This is a genomic window from Stenotrophomonas sp. P5_B8 (genome assembly GCF_054049855.1).
In genome coordinates, this window is record NZ_JBFULO010000042.1 from 1 (window position 1) to 17,123 (window position 17,123).

The window sequence follows — 17,123 nt, forward strand, 5'->3', positions numbered from 1 at the left end:
GAAGGAACAGGCGCGTGCGGTCAGCGGCGATACGCTGGATCCGCGCCTGGTCGGGGCCACCTTCGTGGACCTGCCCGAATCGCTGCGCCAGGCCGGTATCAGTGGTGTGCAGGTAAGCGAGGTCAAGCGCGGCAGCCGCGCGGCCACGTCGGGATTGGCCGCCGGCGATGTCATCACCGAAACCAGCGCCGGCGAATTTGCCGACCTGGCCAGCTGGCGCGCCAACTTCCAGCAACGCCCGCCGCAACTGGTGCTGCGCATCGTGCGCGGCAACACGCCTGGCGTGCTGGTGATGCGCTGAACGGCTCAGCCGGTCTTCGCGCGCAACTCACGGGGCGTAACACGCCCTACACCCGGCCGATGCTATTACCTTGCGTTCGTTATCGGGGTCCCTCCCCGGTCACCTTCCCCATCGCACATAACGGAGAGTCACGATGAGCCCCACCAATACCGAAAACCTGAAGGAACACCTGGGCGAAGCCGGTTCGCACCTGAAGTCCGCGGCCAGCGCCGCCGGCGGTGCGATCAAGGGCGCCACCGGCGCGGCCGGCGACGAACTGCGCATCGGCAAGGCCAACGTCAAGGCCGAACTGTCCGACACCGCGCTGTCGGGCCTGGCGGCCGCTGAATTTGGCGGTGCCGCTGCCAAGGAACAGGTCGATGCACTGATGGACAAGGGCAAGGACCTGGTCGACAGCGCTGCCGAGCTGATCCGCGAGCGTCCGCTGGCCTCCTTCGGCGTGGCCTTCGCCGCCGGCTGGATCATCGCCAAGCTGGCCCGCAGCGGCGGCGACAAGTAAGTCGGCGTGAGCGATCAAGCCCAGTCGACCGCTACCGGTGGCGCGGAATCCCCGCCACCGGGCAGCGGTGAAAAAGCACCGCGCCTGGACGAGAGCATCCGCCAGGTCGGTGAGGCCGGCCGTGAGACCGTCGAGTCGGCCAAGCACACCCTGCGCTCGCTGCGACGGTTGGCCTCGGYCGACTTCGCGCTGGCGCGGAGTGCGTTTGGGCGTGCGCTGGCATGGGCTGGCGTGGCGATCGTGTTCGGCGCGTCGGCCTGGCTGTTGCTGGCCGGCACGCTGATCGCCCTGATGCAGCGTTGGGGCCTGTCCTGGTTCCACTCGCTGCTGATCACCTCGGTCGTCAGCCTGCTGGTGACCGGCTATGCGATGTGGCGGGTGTCGTTCTTCTTCCGTCATACCGGCATGCATGCCACCCGCCGGCAGTTGTCTCGGCTGGGGCTGTATGACGAACCCAGCGATGAAGATCCCGATGCCGACGTCGATACGACGGGGGTGAAGCGATGAACTTCGAAGCCTTGCGCCAGCGCGTGCAGCGTGCCGAGCTGGTGGTGGCGGTGCGGGTGGAAAAAACCCGCAGCAGCTGGTTCTCCCTCAGCACCGTCTGGCGTGCCGGGTGGACGCCGATGCGGATCATAACCGTGGGTCTTGCCGGCGGCTTCCTGGCCGGCAAACTGGAACCGACCGGGCTCGGCGCCAAGGTGCAGGGTGCGCGTTGGCTGCAGATGATCGGCTCGGTCTCCAATCTGGTGGCCAGTACCCAGGCCGCGTTCGCCTCGATGCAGGCAGGCGAAGCGGCCGAGACCGCCGAGCAGGCGGCCGACAAGGTGGACGATGCCACCGATGACCTGGCCCGCCCGGCTCCCCGGGCAGCTGCACCCACGCCGCGGGCCAGCCCGCAGCCGCAGCCGCGCGTCGAACCGGCCTCGCCGCAACAGCCGCAACCGGCCGAAGCAGCCACCGATATTTCCGAACGCTGAAACCAGGCCCTGCCGTACTGCGGTGGGGCCTCGCTTTTCCTGCACGGATACAACACGCCGCCCGCACCCGGCTTGCCCAATAATGGCGCTCCCTTCCTGCCCGGCGCCCGCATGAGCGTTCCTGCCGTTACCCCCGACGACACCGTCGCCACTGCCCCACTGCCGCGCCCGCGTGCGCCCATGTCGCTGGTGGTGCTGGCCACGCTGGCGGTCTGTTTCACCCTGTGGGCGGCCCAGGAAGTGATCCTGCCGGTGCTGCTGGCGATGTTCTTCGCGCTGGTGGGCAACCCGATCCTGCGCCTGCTCGGCAAGCTGTGGATTCCGCGCTTCCTCGCGGCGGTGCTGGTGATCGGCGCGGGCCTGAGCGGCGCGGCGGCACTGGGCGTGCAGCTGGTCGGCCCGGCGATGGAATGGGCGCAGGAAGCACCGCAGCAACTGCGCAAGGTGGCGCGCCAGGTGCAGGATCTGACCAAGCCGGTGCAGCAGGCCAACCAGGCCGCGGAGAACTTCGCGCGGGTGGCCGGCGGCGAAGGCAGCCGGCGCGTGCAGATCGTGCGCACCCAGCTCGATGACCCTTACAAAGTGCTCACCCGTGCACCGCGGCTGGCCGCCTCGGTGCTGGCAGTGGTACTGCTGACGCTGTTCTTCATGATCTACGGGCAGAGCCTGCAGAAGCATGCGATCGCGCTGTTCCCCAGCCGCCAGCAACAGCGCTTCACCACCGACATCCTGCGTTCGATCGAACGCGAGGTATCGCGCTACGTGCTCACCATCACCGTGATCAACACGCTGGTGGGACTGGTGTTTTCCGGGGTGTTGCTGCTGCTGGGCATCAGCCTGCAGGAAGCGCTGCTATGGGGCACGGTGGCTGCGCTGCTCAACTTCGCCCCGTACGTGGGCCCGTTGATCGGGGTGGCGTTGATGCTGCTGATGGGCTTTGTGGAGTTCAGCGATCCGCTCAAGGCGCTGCTGCCGGCCGCCTGCTACCTGGCCCTGCACACGGTGGAAGGCCAGGTGGTCACGCCGATCGTGCTGGGCCGCCGCATGGCGATCTCGCCGCTGATCCTGATCCTGGCACTGATGGTGTTCGGCTGGCTGTGGGGCATGGTCGGGCTGCTGCTGGCGGTGCCGCTGCTGGTCTGCATCAAGCTGGTGCTGGCGCGGTTGGAGGGTACCCACGGGTGGGCGCGGCTGCTTGAATGAACCGATCCGGGCATGCCCGCCCCGGATGGCAGGCGTAGAATGGGCGGGTGAATTTCCCAGTCCAAGCCATCACCCTCGACCTCGACGACACCTTGTGGCCGTTCGCCCCCATCGGCGCGCGCATCGACCAGGTGTTGTTCGACTGGATGCGCCAGCACAGCCCCGCCACCGCCGCGATGTACCCGGTGGCGGCCATGCGCGAACTGCGCGAGCGCTCCTTCCACGCCAACCCGCACCTGCACCATGACCTCAGCGCGCTGCGCCGGTTGACGCTGAGCGAGGCGCTGGAGAAAAGCGGTGCCGACCTGGCCCTGCTCGAACCGGCCTATGAAGCGTTCTACGCCGCGCGCAACCAGGTGGAGTTCTACCCGGACGCGCTCGACGCGCTGGCGCGGATCGCCGCCAAGGTGCCTGTCGCCGCGCTCAGCAACGGCAACGCCGACCTGCAGCGGATCGGCCTGGCCCACCATTTCTCCTTCCAGCTGGGCTCGCGCGAACACGGCGCGGCCAAGCCGGCGGCCAGCATCTTCCACGCCGCCTGCGACCGCCTGGGCATTGCCCCCGCGCATGTGCTGCACGTGGGCGACCACGCCGACATGGACGTGGTTGGTGCGATGCAGGCCGGCCTTCGTGGTTGCTGGATCAACCGCGAAGACCACGCCTGGCCCCATCCTTCGCTGCAGCCCGACCTGCAGTTCGACACCCTGACCGGGCTGGCCGACTGGCTGGATGCCAACGCATCCGTCGCTCACGCCTGACCACGAACGGAGCCCTACCCCGCATGACCCAGATCAACGGTTTCACCGCCGATACCTCCAAGGCGCTGCCGCTGCACGTGATGAACCGCGAGCAGTTCGGCGCGTGGCGCGCGCAGCAAAGCGCGGCGCAGCTGGCCTGGATCGACGCACAGCACTTCAACGGCAGCGGCGGCAGCGTGGTGCTGCTGCCTGGTGAGCATGGCCTGGCCGGTGCGATCGTCGGTGTGGGCGATGCCGGTGATGCCTATGCCTACGCGCATGCGCCGTTCGCACTGCCCGAAGGCAGCGTGTGGCAGCTGGCCGATGCATTGCCGGCAGAGATCGAAACCCTGCTGCACATCGGCTGGGGCCTGGGCAGCTACCGCTTCGCGCGGTACCGCAAGCCCAATCGTGCACCGGCCCAACTGGCGGCCACGCCGTCGGCCGAAGTGCGCGATGTGGTGACTGCCAGCCTGCGCGTGCGCGACTGGGTCAACACGCCCACCGAAGACATGGGCCCGCAGCAGCTGGAAGACGCCGCGCGCGAGCTGGCCAGCGCGCATGGCGCGCAGATCGAGGTGATCACCGGCGATGCGCTGTTGGAGCAGAATTTCCCGTCCATCCACGCAGTGGGCCGCGCCTCGCATCGCGCGCCGCGCCTGATCGTGCTGCGCTGGGGCAAGGCAGGCCAGCCGCACGTGGCGCTGGTCGGCAAGGGCGTGTGCTTCGACACCGGCGGGCTGGACATCAAGCCGGGCGATGGCATGCGCAACATGAAGAAGGACATGGGCGGCGCCGCGCACGCACTCGGGCTGGCCGGGCTGATCATGGCCCAGCAGCTGCCGGTGCAGCTGACCCTGCTGATCCCGGCGGTGGAAAACGCGATCGGCCCCGATGCCTTCCGCCCCGGCGAAGTGATCGCCACCCGCAAGGGCCTGAGCATCGAGATCGACAACACCGATGCCGAAGGGCGGGTGATCCTGGCCGATGCGCTGACCTACGCCAGCGAACAGCAGCCGGAGATCGTGCTCGACTTCGCCACCCTCACCGGTGCGGCACGGATCGCGCTTGGCCCGGACCTGCCGGCGTTGTTCAGCAACGATGACACGCTGGCCCAGCAGTGGCTGCAGGCCGGTGAAGCGGTGCGCGATCCGGTCTGGCGCATGCCGCTGTGGCGCCCCTACCTGCGCTACCTGCACAGCAACATCGCCGACCTGGCCAACGCCGGCTCGCGCATGGCCGGTTCGGTCACCGCCGCGCTGTACCTGGAGCGTTTCATCGCCGAAGGCCAGCGCTGGGCGCACCTGGACGTGTACGCCTGGAACGATGGCGAGCGCCCGGGCCGCCCGGCCGGTGGCGAGGCGCTGGCGTTGCGCTCGGCATGGACCATGCTCAAGACGCGTTACGCCTGAGTCGGCCGGGCCCTGCCCGGTCCTGCCGTGACACCCACAGATCCCCGCTTCGGCGGGGATCTGCATTTGGAAGAGTTGTCGAAAATGTGAATATCGGCGTCGCCCACGTTCTGACACCATGGCCCGGTCGCCCACCCACACGCTTTGTGAAGGCAGGAATCCAGACATGTCACTCTTCGGCTCTTCCCGTGCCGGCCGCGAGCCGGGCGCACCGCGACCACCGTCGCCGCTGCTGTGGATCGCGCTGATCGCCTTGATCGCCGGCCTGCTGGTGCTGGCCTTTGCCTGGCTGGCCGGCTGGATCGGCCGCGACCGCATCACCGCGCAGACCTTCACCGACAGCATCGAGGCCACCGGCCCGCCGCAGCCGGGCTTCCGCCGCGCGCATACCAAGGGCGTGTGCGTGAGCGGCACGTTTCAGGGCACGCCGGAAGGCGTGGCGCTGAGTTCGGCGCGCGTGTTCCGGCAACTGCAGGTACCGGTGCTGGGCCGGCTCTCCATCGGCGGCGGCGACCCGCACRGTGCCGACGCCAATGCGCGCGTGCGCAGCATGGCGTTGCAGCTGGTCAGCGATGATGGCCAGGAATGGCGGACGGCGATGAACAGCTTCCCGTTCTTCGCCGTGCCCACCAGCGAGGCCTTCCTCGAACAGACCCGCGCCGGCATCCCCGATCCGGCCACCGGCAAGCCGGACCCGGCCAAGATGGCCGCCGTGCTGGCCAAGTACCCGTCCGCGCGTGCGTTCGGGCAGTGGGCCAAGACCGCGCCGTGGTCCAGCAGTTGGGCCGACACCACCTACAACGGGGTCAACGCCTTCCGCTTCACCGCCGCCGACGGCAGCCATCGCTTCGTGCGCTGGAGCATGCGGCCGCAGGCGCCCTTCGTGGAAATGACACCGGCGCAACGCGCGAAAGCCGGGCTGGATTACCTGGCCGACGAGTTCGCCCAGCGGCTGGCCCAGGGCCCGGTGCGCTGGGACATGTGGGTCAGCATCGCCGAGGCGGGCGACCCGATCGACGATCCGTCACAGGTGTGGCCGGCGCAGCGCCGCCAGGTGAAAGTGGGCACGCTCAGCCTGGTGTCGATGCAGCCCCAGGCCATCGGCGCCTGCCGCGACCTGAACTACGATCCGTTGATCCTGCCCAGCGGCATCGCCGGTTCCGACGATCCGATCCTGGCCGCGCGGTCGGCGGTGTACTCACAGTCGTTCAACCGCCGCGAGCGCGAAATCGCCAGCGGCAAGGGTGCGGCGGCCACCGGCAAGGAGAGTGCGCGATGAACCGCGATTCGGGCCATTTCAACCTTACCGCGCGCGTGCTGCACTGGCTGATGGCGGCGATGATCCTGACCATGCTGTTTGTCGGCGTGGGCATGGTGGCGGCGCTGCACTGGCGGCCGATGCTGGTCGACCTGCACCGCCCGCTCGGCATCGCGATCCTGCTGCTGGTGATCGTGCGCCTGTACAACCGCCTGCGCCATCGGCCGCCGCCGTTGCCCGCCGATCTGCCGGCCTGGCAGGCGTTCGCCGCGCATGCCTCGCACTGGGTGCTGTACGGCCTGATGCTGGCGATGCCGCTGATCGGCTGGTCGATGCTCTCCGCCGGCGGCTATCCGATCGTGATGTGGCCGGGCTTCAACCTGCCGGCGATTCTGCCGCACGACCCGTCGCTGTACGCGGCGCTGCGCAACGCGCACAGCCTGTTCGCCTACGCGCTGTTCGCCACGGTGGTGGCGCATCTGTCCGCGGCGCTGTTCCATCTGTGGGTGCGCCGCGACGGGGTGTTCCAGGCAATGGCGAAGGGCCCGGAGAAAATCCGCGACGACCGCCCCCGGTAGTACCGGCCGCTGGCCGGCTTCTCGGGATGTCGATCAGGAGGGTGCAGCGCCGGCCAACGGCCGGCATTACAGCCAGCCCTTCTGCCTGGCCAACCGATACGCCTCGATACGGTTGGCCACGCCGAGCTTGCCGATGCATTCGGACAGGTAGTTGCGCACGGTGCCATGCGACAGCCCCAGCTGGGTGGCGATCTCGCTGGCCGAGCGACCGTCGCCGGACAGGCGCAACACCTGGCGTTCACGGTCGTTGAGCGGGTCGGCCTGCGACCAGGCATCCAGCGCCAGCTGCGGATCGATCGCGCGCCCGCCGTGCTGCACCTGGCGCAGCGCATCGGCCAGGCGTTCGGCGGGTGCATCCTTGAGCAGGTAGCCGCACACCCCGGCATCCAGCGCCCGTCGCAGGAAGCCCGAGCGCGCGAAGGTGGTGACGATCACCACCTTGATGGGCAGTTGCTGGCGGGCGATGCGCTGGGCCAGTTCCAGCCCGGATAGCCCGGGCATTTCGATGTCGGTGACCAGGATGTCCGGCTGCAGCTGCTGCAGCATGCGCCACGCGGCTTCGCCGTCGGCCGCGCTGCCCAGCACCTCGATGTCCCGCTCCAACCCCAACAGCGCCGACAGCGCGCCGCGCACCATCGCCTGGTCTTCGGCCAACACGATGCGGATCATGGTGTGGCCCCACCCGCGACCGCGGCAACTACAGGCGTGGTTGCCGCCGGCAGCGTCACCCGCACCGTCACGCAGGTGCCCTCGCCCTTCGCCGACTGCATGGCCAGGGTGCCACGCAGCGCGGTAACGCGTTCGCGCATGCCGGTCAGGCCGTTGCCATCGACGTGGACCCCGCCACGCCCGTCGTCGCGTATCTGCATCAACAAGCTGCGTCCATCCTGTTCAAAGGTGATCCACGCCTGCCGCGCCTGGGCGTGGCGGGCAACATTGGTGACGGCCTCGCGCAGCACCAGCGACAGCGCCCGTTCGATAGCCACCGGCATCGGCGGCGGCGGCGCGTAGTGCAGGTGCACGTGCTGGTACTCCAGCAACAACCGCGCCGAGGCCAGCTCGGCGGCCAGATCGCTGGCACGGATGCCGGTGACTGCGCTGCGCACTTCGGCCAGCGCCTGCCGCGCGATGGTTTCGGCTTCGGCCACTTCGCGGCGCGAGCCCACCGGATCGCGGTCGGCCAGCTTGCGCGAGAGCTCCAGCTTCAGGGTGATCAAGGACAACGTATGCCCCAACAGGTCGTGCAGATCGCGGCCGATGCGCTCGCGTTCGGCGGTAGCCGCCAGGCGCCGCACTTCGTCCTGGGACAGCTGCAGCGCCGCATCCTTTTCATGGCTGGCGGTCTCGAAATTGACCACCAGGCTGATGATCACCGCCATGCTCGGGATCCAGATCAGCGCCTGCCACGGATAGTGCGCGAACCAGCCCACCACCACGAACAGCGCGTTCAACGCCAGCAGCTGCAGCAGATAGCGCCCGTAGCCACTGCGGCGCGAGACGCGCAAGGTGACGCAGCCGAAGATGAAATAGCTCACCGCCGAGGGGTACCACGCCAGCGGTACCAGCCCCAGCGCCACCATCGACAGTGCATAGCGCGGCGCGTGGCAGCGCGGTGCGAGCAACACGCCGGCATACAACGCCAGGAACACCGGGTAGGTGAGCAGGGTCAGCGCCGCCCAACGCCAGGTGTAGCCCGTGCCGAACAAGGGGGTGAGGAACACCCAGAGCGTCCACAGCAGGTGGATCGCATCGACCCACGGCGACTTGCCACGCCGCAGGTTTTCGGCCACGGCCGAGTCCGGCGCGGGGCGCAACAGGGAGGCGAGCCGACTGGATGACACGGACGATTCCAACGCAGGGCGAACAGGGGCGATCATGCCACTTCAGCCCATCCGGCGCAGGCGGCACCGTGCTGGCCCGGCGCACCGGCGGTCACCGCCGGCAGCCCCGCGATGTGCACCCGCGCACTGCCCTGCGCCGGCTGGCCCACCGCCGGTTGCAGCGCCGTAGGGGACCTCGATGTGGTGCAGGCTGGCCAGGGAGGCGACGGGGGTGGACATCGGGGCACTCCGGAGCGGGCGGGAAGGGCATAGCCTCGCGCCACGGCAGCAGCGCGGCCAGTGGCCGTCGTCAGCATAGTCAGGTGACAGCTGTCACTGCCCACGCCGCCGCTGGGCGCGCATGCTGTGCACCACCCGGCCTGGTGCCGGTTTGCCCCGCAACCGCCGTTGCGGTCACACTCGGCCCGATTCCCCGTCCAGACTCACGATGAACGCATCCGCTGAACTGCTCAAGGAACTCCGCATCGACCGCAAGGCGACCACCCCGCTGCCGTCCTCGCCCCGCCGTGGGTGGTGGATCGCGTTGGCGATCATCGTGGTGCTGCTGCTCGGCGGGATCGCCTGGTTCGTGTTTGGCCGGCAACGCGCGATCGAGGTCACCACCGCGCCGGTGGTGGCGATCCAGCAGGGCAGCGCCAGCAGCTCGGTGCTCGATGCCAGCGGCTACGTGGTCGCCCGGCGCATGGCCACGGTCTCGGCCAAGATCACCGGCAAGGTGCGCGAGGTGATGATCGAAGAAGGCATGCGCGTGGAAGAAGGCCAGGTGATGGCCACGCTCGACCCGATCGATGCCAACGCGCAGCGCAGCCTGTCGGCCTCGCAGCTGGAGGCCGCGCGCAGCCAGCTGTCCGGGCTGCAGGCGCAGGTCGCACAGGCCAACGCCGAAGCCGGCCGCCTGCAGACGCTGGTGGGCCAGCAGCTGGTCTCGCGCTCGCAGTACGACCTGGCCACGTCACAGCGTGACAGCCTGCGGGCGCAGCTGCGCACCGCCGAACGCAACATCAAGGTCGCCAACGATGCACTGGCCATCGCCGACCTGGGCGTGGACAACAACACCGTGCGTGCACCGTTCTCCGGCGTGGTTACCGCCAAGGCCGCACAGCCCGGCGAGATCGTGTCGCCGCTGTCGGCCGGTGGCGGCTTCACCCGCACCGGCATCGGCACCATCGTGGACATGGAATCGCTGGAGATCGAAGTGGACGTGGGGGAGTCCTTCATCGGCCGCGTGCAGCCGAGGATGCCGGTGGAGGCCACGCTCAATGCCTACCCGGACTGGAAGATCCCGGCCGAGGTGATCGCCATCGTGCCCACCGCCGACCGTGGCAAGGCCACCGTCAAGGTGCGCGTGGCACTGAAGGTGAAAGACCCGCGCATCGTGCCGGAGATGGGCGTGCGGGTGAGCTTCCTGGAGGCCGCGCCAGCGGCCGCGGCCGCCGCGCCCAAGGGCGTGCGCGTGCCGGCGGCGGCGATCGTCGAGCGCGAGCAGAAGACCGTCGCCTTCGTGGTCAAGGACGACCAGCGCGTGGAACTGCGTGAGGTCACCGCCGGCACCGCCCTCAACACCGACCGCCAGGTCAGCCGCGGGCTGAGCGCCGGCGAGGTGGTGGTGGTGGACCCGCCCGCGGAACTGCACGACGGCAGCAAGGTCGTGGAAAAGCAGCAGCAGTAACCGCTGCGCCCCGCCGGGCGCGGCGATGCAACGTGTGTGCGCTACCCGTGCCGTGCCGGCGCGCAGGTGGGCTGCTGCCCGCCACCGCGCGTTCCCCACCCGGCYACGGCCCCAAGATCGCCGCATGCAGGCGCGCGCCGCCGCATGCCGTCCGCTCGATCCGCCTTGTTCCAAGGAGAACCACCCATGTCGACCCTGGTTTCGCTCCGCAACATCACCAAGACCTACCAGCGCGGCCCCGAGAAGGTGCAGGTGCTGCACGGCATCGACCTGGACATCCAGCGCGGCGACTTCGTCGCCCTGATGGGGCCGTCCGGCTCGGGCAAGACCACCCTGCTCAACCTGATCGGCGGGCTGGATACGCCCAGCGGTGGCGAGATCGAGATCGAAGGCGAGCGCATCGACCGCATGTCCGGCGGGCAGCTGTCGACCTGGCGCAGCCACCATGTCGGCTTCGTGTTCCAGTTCTACAACCTGATGCCGATGCTCACCGCGCAGAAGAACGTGGAACTGCCGCTGCTGCTCACCCACCTTGGCGCGGCCCAGCGCAAGCGCAATGCGGAGATCGCGCTGACCCTGGTCGGCCTGGCCGACCGCCGCAGCCACCGTCCCAATGAGTTGTCCGGCGGCCAGCAGCAGCGCGTGGCGATCGCCCGGGCGATCGTCTCCGACCCGACCTTCCTGATCTGCGACGAACCCACCGGCGACCTCGACCGCCAGTCCGCCGAGGAGATCCTGGGCCTGCTGCAGCAGCTCAACCGCGAGCACGGCAAGACCATCATCATGGTCACCCATGATCCCAAGGCGGCCGAGTACGCCACCCACACCGTGCACCTGGACAAGGGCGAACTGGCCACCGCGCCAGCGGCCCACTGACGGAGGCTGCCGCGATGAAGTATTTCTCGCTCATCTGGGCGCAGTTGTTCCGCAGCAAGACGCGGACCCTGCTCACCCTGCTCTCGGTGGTGGCCGCGTTCCTGCTGTTTGGCATGCTCGATTCGGTGCGCGTGGCATTCAATTCCGGCGGCGACACCATCGAAGGCGCCAAGCGGCTGGTGGTGTCCTCCAAGCTGTCGATCACCCAGAGCCTGCCGTTGCGCCTGCTGCGCGACATCGAAGCCACCCCCGGGGTGCGCAAAGTGAACTACGCGATGTGGTTCGGCGGCATCTACCAGGACCCGAAGAACTTCTTCCCGAGCTTCTCGGTGTCGGACAACTACATGGACCTGTACCCGGAGTTCGAGCTGCCGCCGGCGCAGGCCGAGGCATTCAAGAACACCCGTACCGGTGCACTGGTCGGGGAGGCCCTGGCCAAGCGGTTCGGCTGGAAGATCGGCGACACCATCCCGATGCAGGCCACCATCTTCCCGCGCAAGGGCAGCAACGACTGGCCGCTGCAGCTGGTGGGCATCTACCGCGCCAAGGACCGCAAGAGCGCCGCCGGCGAGAACCAGCTGCTGCTGCACTGGAGCTACTTCGATGAGTCCAACGACTACATCAAGAACCAGGTCAGCTTCTACACCGTGCAACTGGACAACCCGGCGCACGCCTCGCGCGTGGCGCAGGCGATCGATGCGCTGTCACTGAACTCCGACCGCGAGACCAAGTCGCAGACCGAAGCGGCGTTCTCGCAGGCCTTCGCCAAGCAGTTTGCCGATATCGGCCTGATCGTCACCGGCATCATGGCGGCGGTGTTCTTCACCCTGGTGCTGCTGACCGGCAACACCATGGCGCAGGCGGTGCGCGAGCGCATTCCAGAGTTGGCCATCCTCAAGACGCTGGGCTTCAAGGACGGCACCGTGCTGGTGCTGGTGATGGTCGAGTCGGTGCTGCTGATCGTGCTGGGCGGGCTGATCGGGATGGGCCTGGCCGCGATCCTGATGCCGGTGATCAGCGCCAACAGCCAGGGCATGATCAGCCTGCCGGGCGTGCCCGCGCAGACCTGGGCGATGGCGCTGGGGCTGATGGCGGTGATCGGCGTGGTGGTGGGGCTGCTGCCGGCATTGCGCGCGCAGCGGTTGAAGATCGTCGATGCATTGGCCGGACGCTGAGGAGCCCATCATGAACAAGCAATGGTTGTGGAACACGCTGACGGTGCTGGTGCTGCTGGTCGCCCTGGCGGTGTGGGTGGTGCTGCCGTGGTGGATGGTGCTGGCCATCGCGGTGCTGCTGGCGGCATGGCTGCTGCTCACCCGCAGCGGCCGGCTGTCGCTGGCGGCCGCGCGCATCGGGATCGCCAGCCTGCCGCAGCGTTGGGGCGCCTCCTCGGTGATCGTGGTGGGCATTGCCGGCGTGGTCGGCGTACTGGTGGCGATGCTGGCGATGGGCGACGGCTTCAAGGCCACCCTCAGCCGCAGCGGCAGCGATGATGTGGCCATCGTGCTGCGGGGCGGCTCGCAGGCCGAAACCAACTCGGTGATCATGCGCGACCAGCTGCCACTCATCCAAAGCCTGCCCGGCGTGGCACGCGGCGAGGACGGCAAGCCGCTGGTGTCGGCCGAGCTGTCGCAGGTGATCAGCCTGCTTTCGCGCAGCGACCACTCCGATACCAACGTGCAGTTCCGCGGCGTTGGTGAGCAGGCCTGGGCGGTGCGCCGGCAGGTGCACATTGTCGAAGGCCGCCGCTTCAAGCCGGGACTGCGCGAGATCGTGGTCGGCAAGGGGGCCAAGGCACAGTTCGAAGGCCTGGAGGTGGGCAAAACCCTGCAGCTGGGCAAGCAGGACTGGACGGTCGTGGGCGTGTTCGCCTCCAACGACGTGCACGAGTCCGAGCTGTGGGCCGACACCCAGACCCTGTCCACCACCTACAACCGCAGCGCCTACCAGTCGGTCAACGTGCGTACGGAGGGAGCCGCCGGGTTCAAGCAGTTCAAGGCAGCGATGGAAGCCGATCCGCGCCTGAAGCTGGACGTGGAAACCACCCGCGACTACTACAGCAAGCAGTCCGGCGGCCTGAGCACGCTGATCAACGTGCTGGGCACGGTGATCGGCGGCATCATGGCGATCGGTGCGGTGTTCGGTGCGCTCAACACCATGTATGCAGCGGTGGCCACGCGTGCGCGCGAGATCGCGACCATGCGTGCGATCGGTTTCCGCGGGCTGCCGGTGATCACTGCGGTGATGCTGGAGACGATGCTGCTGGCCTTGCTGGGCGGCATCCTGGGGGGCCTGCTGGCGTGGTTGGTGTTCAACAACTACACGGTGTCCACGCTGGGCAACAACTTCAGCCAGGTGGTGTTCCAGTTCCGGGTGTCGCCGCAGCTGCTGTGGACCGGGCTGAAGTGGGCCTTGGGGATCGGGCTGGTCGGTGGTCTGTTCCCGGCACTGCGTGCGGCGCGCCTGCCGATCACCACGGCGTTGCGCGAGACCTGAGGCGTGGCGGTGTATCAACAAGACCCTGCGCACGCAGGTGCGCGCACGAAATAGCAGACCACGAACCGCATCCGCAAGGGTGCGGTTTTTTTTCTCTCAATGGTGCGGGGCATCTTGTTCGAATGGCCGTCACCGATGGCGTGCGGCTGTGCGTGTGGTCGAGTGATCCAGGCGCTGTGCTGATCTAGGGGTATCTCCGCCTGGATCTGTCGCGAGCGTGAGGGCCCCGTAGCAGCCGGTAGGCCCCTGGCGCAAATGTCCCCCGGCCGCGTGGCGGCCTCCTCCTTTATTTTGCCCAGGGGCCTACCGGCTGCTACGGGGCTCGGCTTGCGGTAGGGCCAAGCGGACTTTCCAACGAGGCCGTTGGTGGGTCGGGCGCCGGGCCCCATGCCCTTGGAGGCGAAATAAAGGAGGAGGGGGCGGCCGTAGGCCGACGCCGGGGGACATTCGCCGGAAAGGGCATGGGGCCCGGCGCCCGACCCACCGACGGCCGTACCAGGAAAAGCTCACAGCGCGCTTCATAGGTGTCAGGCGGAGGTAAAGGAAATTCTCTCGCGAACCGTCGATACACACTGAACGCTTCCCTTCGATGCACATCCGCGTGCACTCAAGTTGACCGGACCATCGCCGTTATCGGTGCCTCTGCCTGCACCGACGCGATGCGCACTGCACGTACTGTCGCGCATTGAAAAAAGATTGTTCGCCAACGCGCGAATTTGTCAGCGAACGTTCATTTTTAGCGGTTTTTATGCTTTCAGATGAAAGTAAAAAATTTGAAAAGTCATTAGACTCCCGCCCCCCGCGTCGTGATGTTGTCCCCACGCCGCCCGCAAGGGCGCTTGTTTTTTACGAGAAAGAGAAATCGCACGGATGTATTTGAAGACCCACCCGCTGCGCAACGCGATCGCCATCGCGCTTGTCGCCAGCTGCAGTGCCCCTGCCTTCGCCCAGACCGCCAATGACGGCACCACCAATCTGGATCGCATTGAAATCACCGGCTCGCGCATCCGCCAGGCCAGCGTCGAGAGCGCCCAGCCGGTCGTCGCGCTGAACCGCGCCGAGATCGAAAAGAAGGGCTACATCAACGTCGCCGACATCCTGCAGGATGTTACCGCTGCCGGCGCGCCGAGCATGAGCCGCGCCAACTCGCTGGAGTCCGGCCGCGACTTCGGCGGCATGTACGTCAGCCTGCGCAACCTGGGTCCGGAACGCAGCCTGGTGCTGATCGACGGCCGCCGCATGGGCGTGTCCGCCGCCGGTTACTCCGACCTGGCCTCGATCCCGTCCTCCATCGTGGACCGCGTGGAAGTACTGACCGACGGCGCCTCGGCACTGTACGGCTCGGACGCCATCGCCGGCGTGGTCAACATCATCACCCGCAAGAATTTCGACGGCGCTGAAGTCAACGCGTACGTCGGCCAGTACAGCGAAGGCGACGGTCAGAAGACCAGCTACAGCGCCACCTTCGGCAAAACCTTCGACCGTGGCTGGGTCACCGTCGGCGGCGAGTACTCCGACGAAGATCCGATCCTGGGCGGCGCACGCGAGTTCACCGCCTACCCGAACGGCCCGCGCCACCCGACCGACGGCCTCAGCGGCGTCACCCCGTGGGGCTATGCCACCGTCGATGGCAGGAACCTCAGCGTGGGCCCGGGCGGCGACCCGACCGTGCGGGGCAATTTCAAGCCGGCCGACAAGGCCAACGATGCCAACACCAAGACCAACATGAGCCTGCTCACCGGTCTGCAGCGCAAGTCGGTGTTTGCCAACGGTGGCTTCTCGATCAACGACAACCTGCGCCTGGTGGCCGACGCGCTGTACACCGAGCGCGAGTCGACCAAGCAGCTGGCCGGCTACCCGTACCAGAGCACCGGCGCGCGCGCGCTGCTGTCCAAGGACAGCGCGTTCAACCCGTTCGGCCGTGACGTTGCCTTCGCGCACCGCACCGAAGAACTGCCGCGCGGCACCGAGAACAACCTGACCACCAAGCGCGCCAGCGTCGGTCTGGAAGGCAGCTTCGAAACTGGTTCGCGGTACTGGGACTGGAACCTCAGCTACATGTACAACCGCAACGAAGGCGAGCGCATCGGTACGGGCAGCATGTACCAGCCGAACGTCAACCAGTCCGTCGGCCCGTCGTTCATCGACGGCCAGGGCGTTGCGCGTTGCGGCAGCGTCGGCAACGTGATCGCCGGCTGCACGCCGTGGAATCCGCTGGCTCCGATGGGCTACACCGGCCCGGGCGCGCTGGGCAACCAGGACGTGCAGGACTACCTGTTCACCCGTTTCACCGACAAGATGCAGAGCACCACCAAGGTGGCCAGCGCGAACATCTCCGGCTCACTGTTCAGCCTGTCGGCCGGTGACATCATGGGTGCGATGGGCGTCGAACATCGCAGCGAAGAAGCCAGCTACGACCCGGACCTGATGGTGCGCAACGGCCAGATCGCCGGCACCAGCGGCCAGCCGACCCGTGGCGATTACGCGCTCAACGAAGCCTACCTGGAACTGCAGGTGCCGCTGCTGGCCGACATGGCCTTCGCCCGCGAGCTGTCGCTGGACGTGGCCGGTCGTTACTCGGACTACAACAACTTCGGTTCGACCACCAACACCAAGTTCGGCCTGAAGTGGAAGCCGATCGACAGCCTGCTGGTGCGCGCCACCTACGGCACCGGCTTCCGCGCCCCGACGGTGGAAAACCTGTACGGCGGCACGGTCACCACGCGTGATTCGTACACCGATCCGTGCGACACCACCTTCGGTGCCGCGGCCAACAACGCGCAGGTGCAGGCACGCTGCCGCGCCGGCGGCGTGCCGGCCAACTTCCGCCAGCTGGCCGCCGATGGCAATCCGGCAACCGTGCCGGGCCAGCAGGGTGGCACCGACTTCACCTCCGGCTCCAACGAGGCGCTGAAGCCGGAAACCGCCAAGACCTGGACCGTGGGCCTGGTGTACAGCCCGGAGTTCGTCTCGGGCCTGGACCTGAGCCTGGACTGGTGGAAGATCCGCATCAACGACGTGATCGTCGGTGAGTCGGCCACGGACATGCTCAACCAGTGCTACGTGCAGGGCGTGGATGCGGCGTGCAACCGCTTCACCCGTTCCAAGTCGGGCAAGACGATTGGCCAGGTCAGCGCGCTGGACCGCACGCTGCTCAACGCCGGCTACCAGGAAACCGCAGGCTACGACATCGCCGTGCGTTACCGTCTGCCGGAACTGGCGATCGGCAAGTTCTCCGTGTCCTGGAACACCACCTACGTGGATTACCTGGAA

At 67.8% G+C, this 17,123-nt stretch carries 15 protein-coding genes and 1 pseudogene; 14 read left to right on the forward strand and 2 right to left on the reverse strand.

Annotated elements, in window-relative coordinates; all coding sequences use genetic code 11:
- The 9 genes and pseudogenes from ACXJKH_RS04185 to ACXJKH_RS04225 form a co-directional block, all read left to right on the forward strand.
- Window positions 1-301, forward strand: a pseudogene (locus tag ACXJKH_RS04185) (heat-shock protein); the annotation flags it as partial.
- Window positions 302-434: 133 nt separating this feature from the next.
- Window positions 435-800, forward strand: coding sequence for a hypothetical protein (locus tag ACXJKH_RS04190; RefSeq protein ID WP_256777031.1), 366 nt, complete (start codon window positions 435-437; stop codon window positions 798-800).
- Window positions 801-806: 6 nt separating this feature from the next.
- A complete protein-coding gene (locus tag ACXJKH_RS04195; protein WP_457318414.1) occupies window positions 807-1,307 on the forward strand; it encodes a phage holin family protein in 501 nt (166 codons plus the stop codon).
- Entirely contained in the window at window positions 1,304-1,780 is a 477-nt protein-coding gene (locus ACXJKH_RS04200; protein WP_457318415.1) for a protein sip-5, read from the forward strand. The genes ACXJKH_RS04195 and ACXJKH_RS04200 overlap by 4 nt, the downstream gene beginning before the upstream one ends.
- A 111-nt stretch (window positions 1,781-1,891) precedes the next feature.
- The gene (locus ACXJKH_RS04205) at window positions 1,892-2,983 is read left to right on the forward strand and encodes an AI-2E family transporter (protein ID WP_457318416.1); all 1,092 of its coding nucleotides are present in this window, start codon (window positions 1,892-1,894) and stop codon (window positions 2,981-2,983) included.
- Between the two features lie 47 nt (window positions 2,984-3,030).
- The gene (locus ACXJKH_RS04210) at window positions 3,031-3,741 is read left to right on the forward strand and encodes an HAD family hydrolase (RefSeq protein ID WP_457318417.1); all 711 of its coding nucleotides are present in this window, start codon (window positions 3,031-3,033) and stop codon (window positions 3,739-3,741) included.
- A 23-nt stretch (window positions 3,742-3,764) separates the two neighbouring features.
- Window positions 3,765-5,132: a leucyl aminopeptidase family protein gene (locus ACXJKH_RS04215; RefSeq protein ID WP_256777038.1), complete on the forward strand. Its 1,368-nt coding sequence runs from the start codon at window positions 3,765-3,767 to the stop codon at window positions 5,130-5,132.
- A 166-nt stretch (window positions 5,133-5,298) separates the two neighbouring features.
- Entirely contained in the window at window positions 5,299-6,411 is a 1,113-nt protein-coding gene (locus tag ACXJKH_RS04220; protein ID WP_457318418.1) for a catalase family peroxidase, read from the forward strand.
- A complete protein-coding gene (locus ACXJKH_RS04225) occupies window positions 6,408-6,968 on the forward strand; it encodes a cytochrome b (RefSeq protein WP_457318419.1) in 561 nt (186 codons plus the stop codon). The genes ACXJKH_RS04220 and ACXJKH_RS04225 overlap by 4 nt, the downstream gene beginning before the upstream one ends.
- Before the next feature lie 66 nt (window positions 6,969-7,034).
- Here ACXJKH_RS04225 and ACXJKH_RS04230 read toward each other — a convergent pair whose 3' ends face one another.
- Together ACXJKH_RS04230 and ACXJKH_RS04235 are read right to left on the reverse strand one after the other, a co-directional pair.
- Entirely contained in the window at window positions 7,035-7,637 is a 603-nt protein-coding gene (locus ACXJKH_RS04230; protein WP_457318420.1) for a response regulator, read from the reverse strand.
- Window positions 7,634-8,845, reverse strand: coding sequence for a sensor histidine kinase (locus tag ACXJKH_RS04235; RefSeq protein ID WP_457318421.1), 1,212 nt, complete (start codon window positions 8,843-8,845; stop codon window positions 7,634-7,636). The genes ACXJKH_RS04230 and ACXJKH_RS04235 overlap by 4 nt, the downstream gene beginning before the upstream one ends.
- A 391-nt stretch (window positions 8,846-9,236) precedes the next feature.
- Here ACXJKH_RS04235 and ACXJKH_RS04240 point away from each other — a divergent pair, with 391 nt between their 5' ends.
- From ACXJKH_RS04240 to ACXJKH_RS04260, 5 genes are all read left to right on the forward strand, one after another.
- Complete coding sequence (locus ACXJKH_RS04240; RefSeq protein WP_457318422.1) at window positions 9,237-10,478, forward strand: efflux RND transporter periplasmic adaptor subunit; 1,242 nt, start codon at window positions 9,237-9,239, stop codon at window positions 10,476-10,478.
- 186 nt (window positions 10,479-10,664) lie between these two features.
- Window positions 10,665-11,354 carry an ABC transporter ATP-binding protein gene (locus ACXJKH_RS04245; RefSeq protein WP_256777044.1) on the forward strand — a complete coding sequence of 230 codons (690 nt, stop codon included), beginning with the start codon at window positions 10,665-10,667 and terminating at the stop codon, window positions 11,352-11,354.
- Between the two features lie 14 nt (window positions 11,355-11,368).
- On the forward strand, window positions 11,369-12,529 hold the full coding sequence (locus ACXJKH_RS04250; protein ID WP_256777045.1) for an ABC transporter permease: 1,161 nt from the start codon (window positions 11,369-11,371) through the stop codon (window positions 12,527-12,529).
- Between the two features lie 10 nt (window positions 12,530-12,539).
- Entirely contained in the window at window positions 12,540-13,850 is a 1,311-nt protein-coding gene (locus ACXJKH_RS04255; protein WP_457318423.1) for an ABC transporter permease, read from the forward strand.
- Window positions 13,851-14,720: 870 nt separating this feature from the next.
- Window positions 14,721-17,123: TonB-dependent receptor plug domain-containing protein (locus tag ACXJKH_RS04260; protein ID WP_457318424.1), on the forward strand; the 2,403-nt coding region annotated here is incomplete at its 3' end.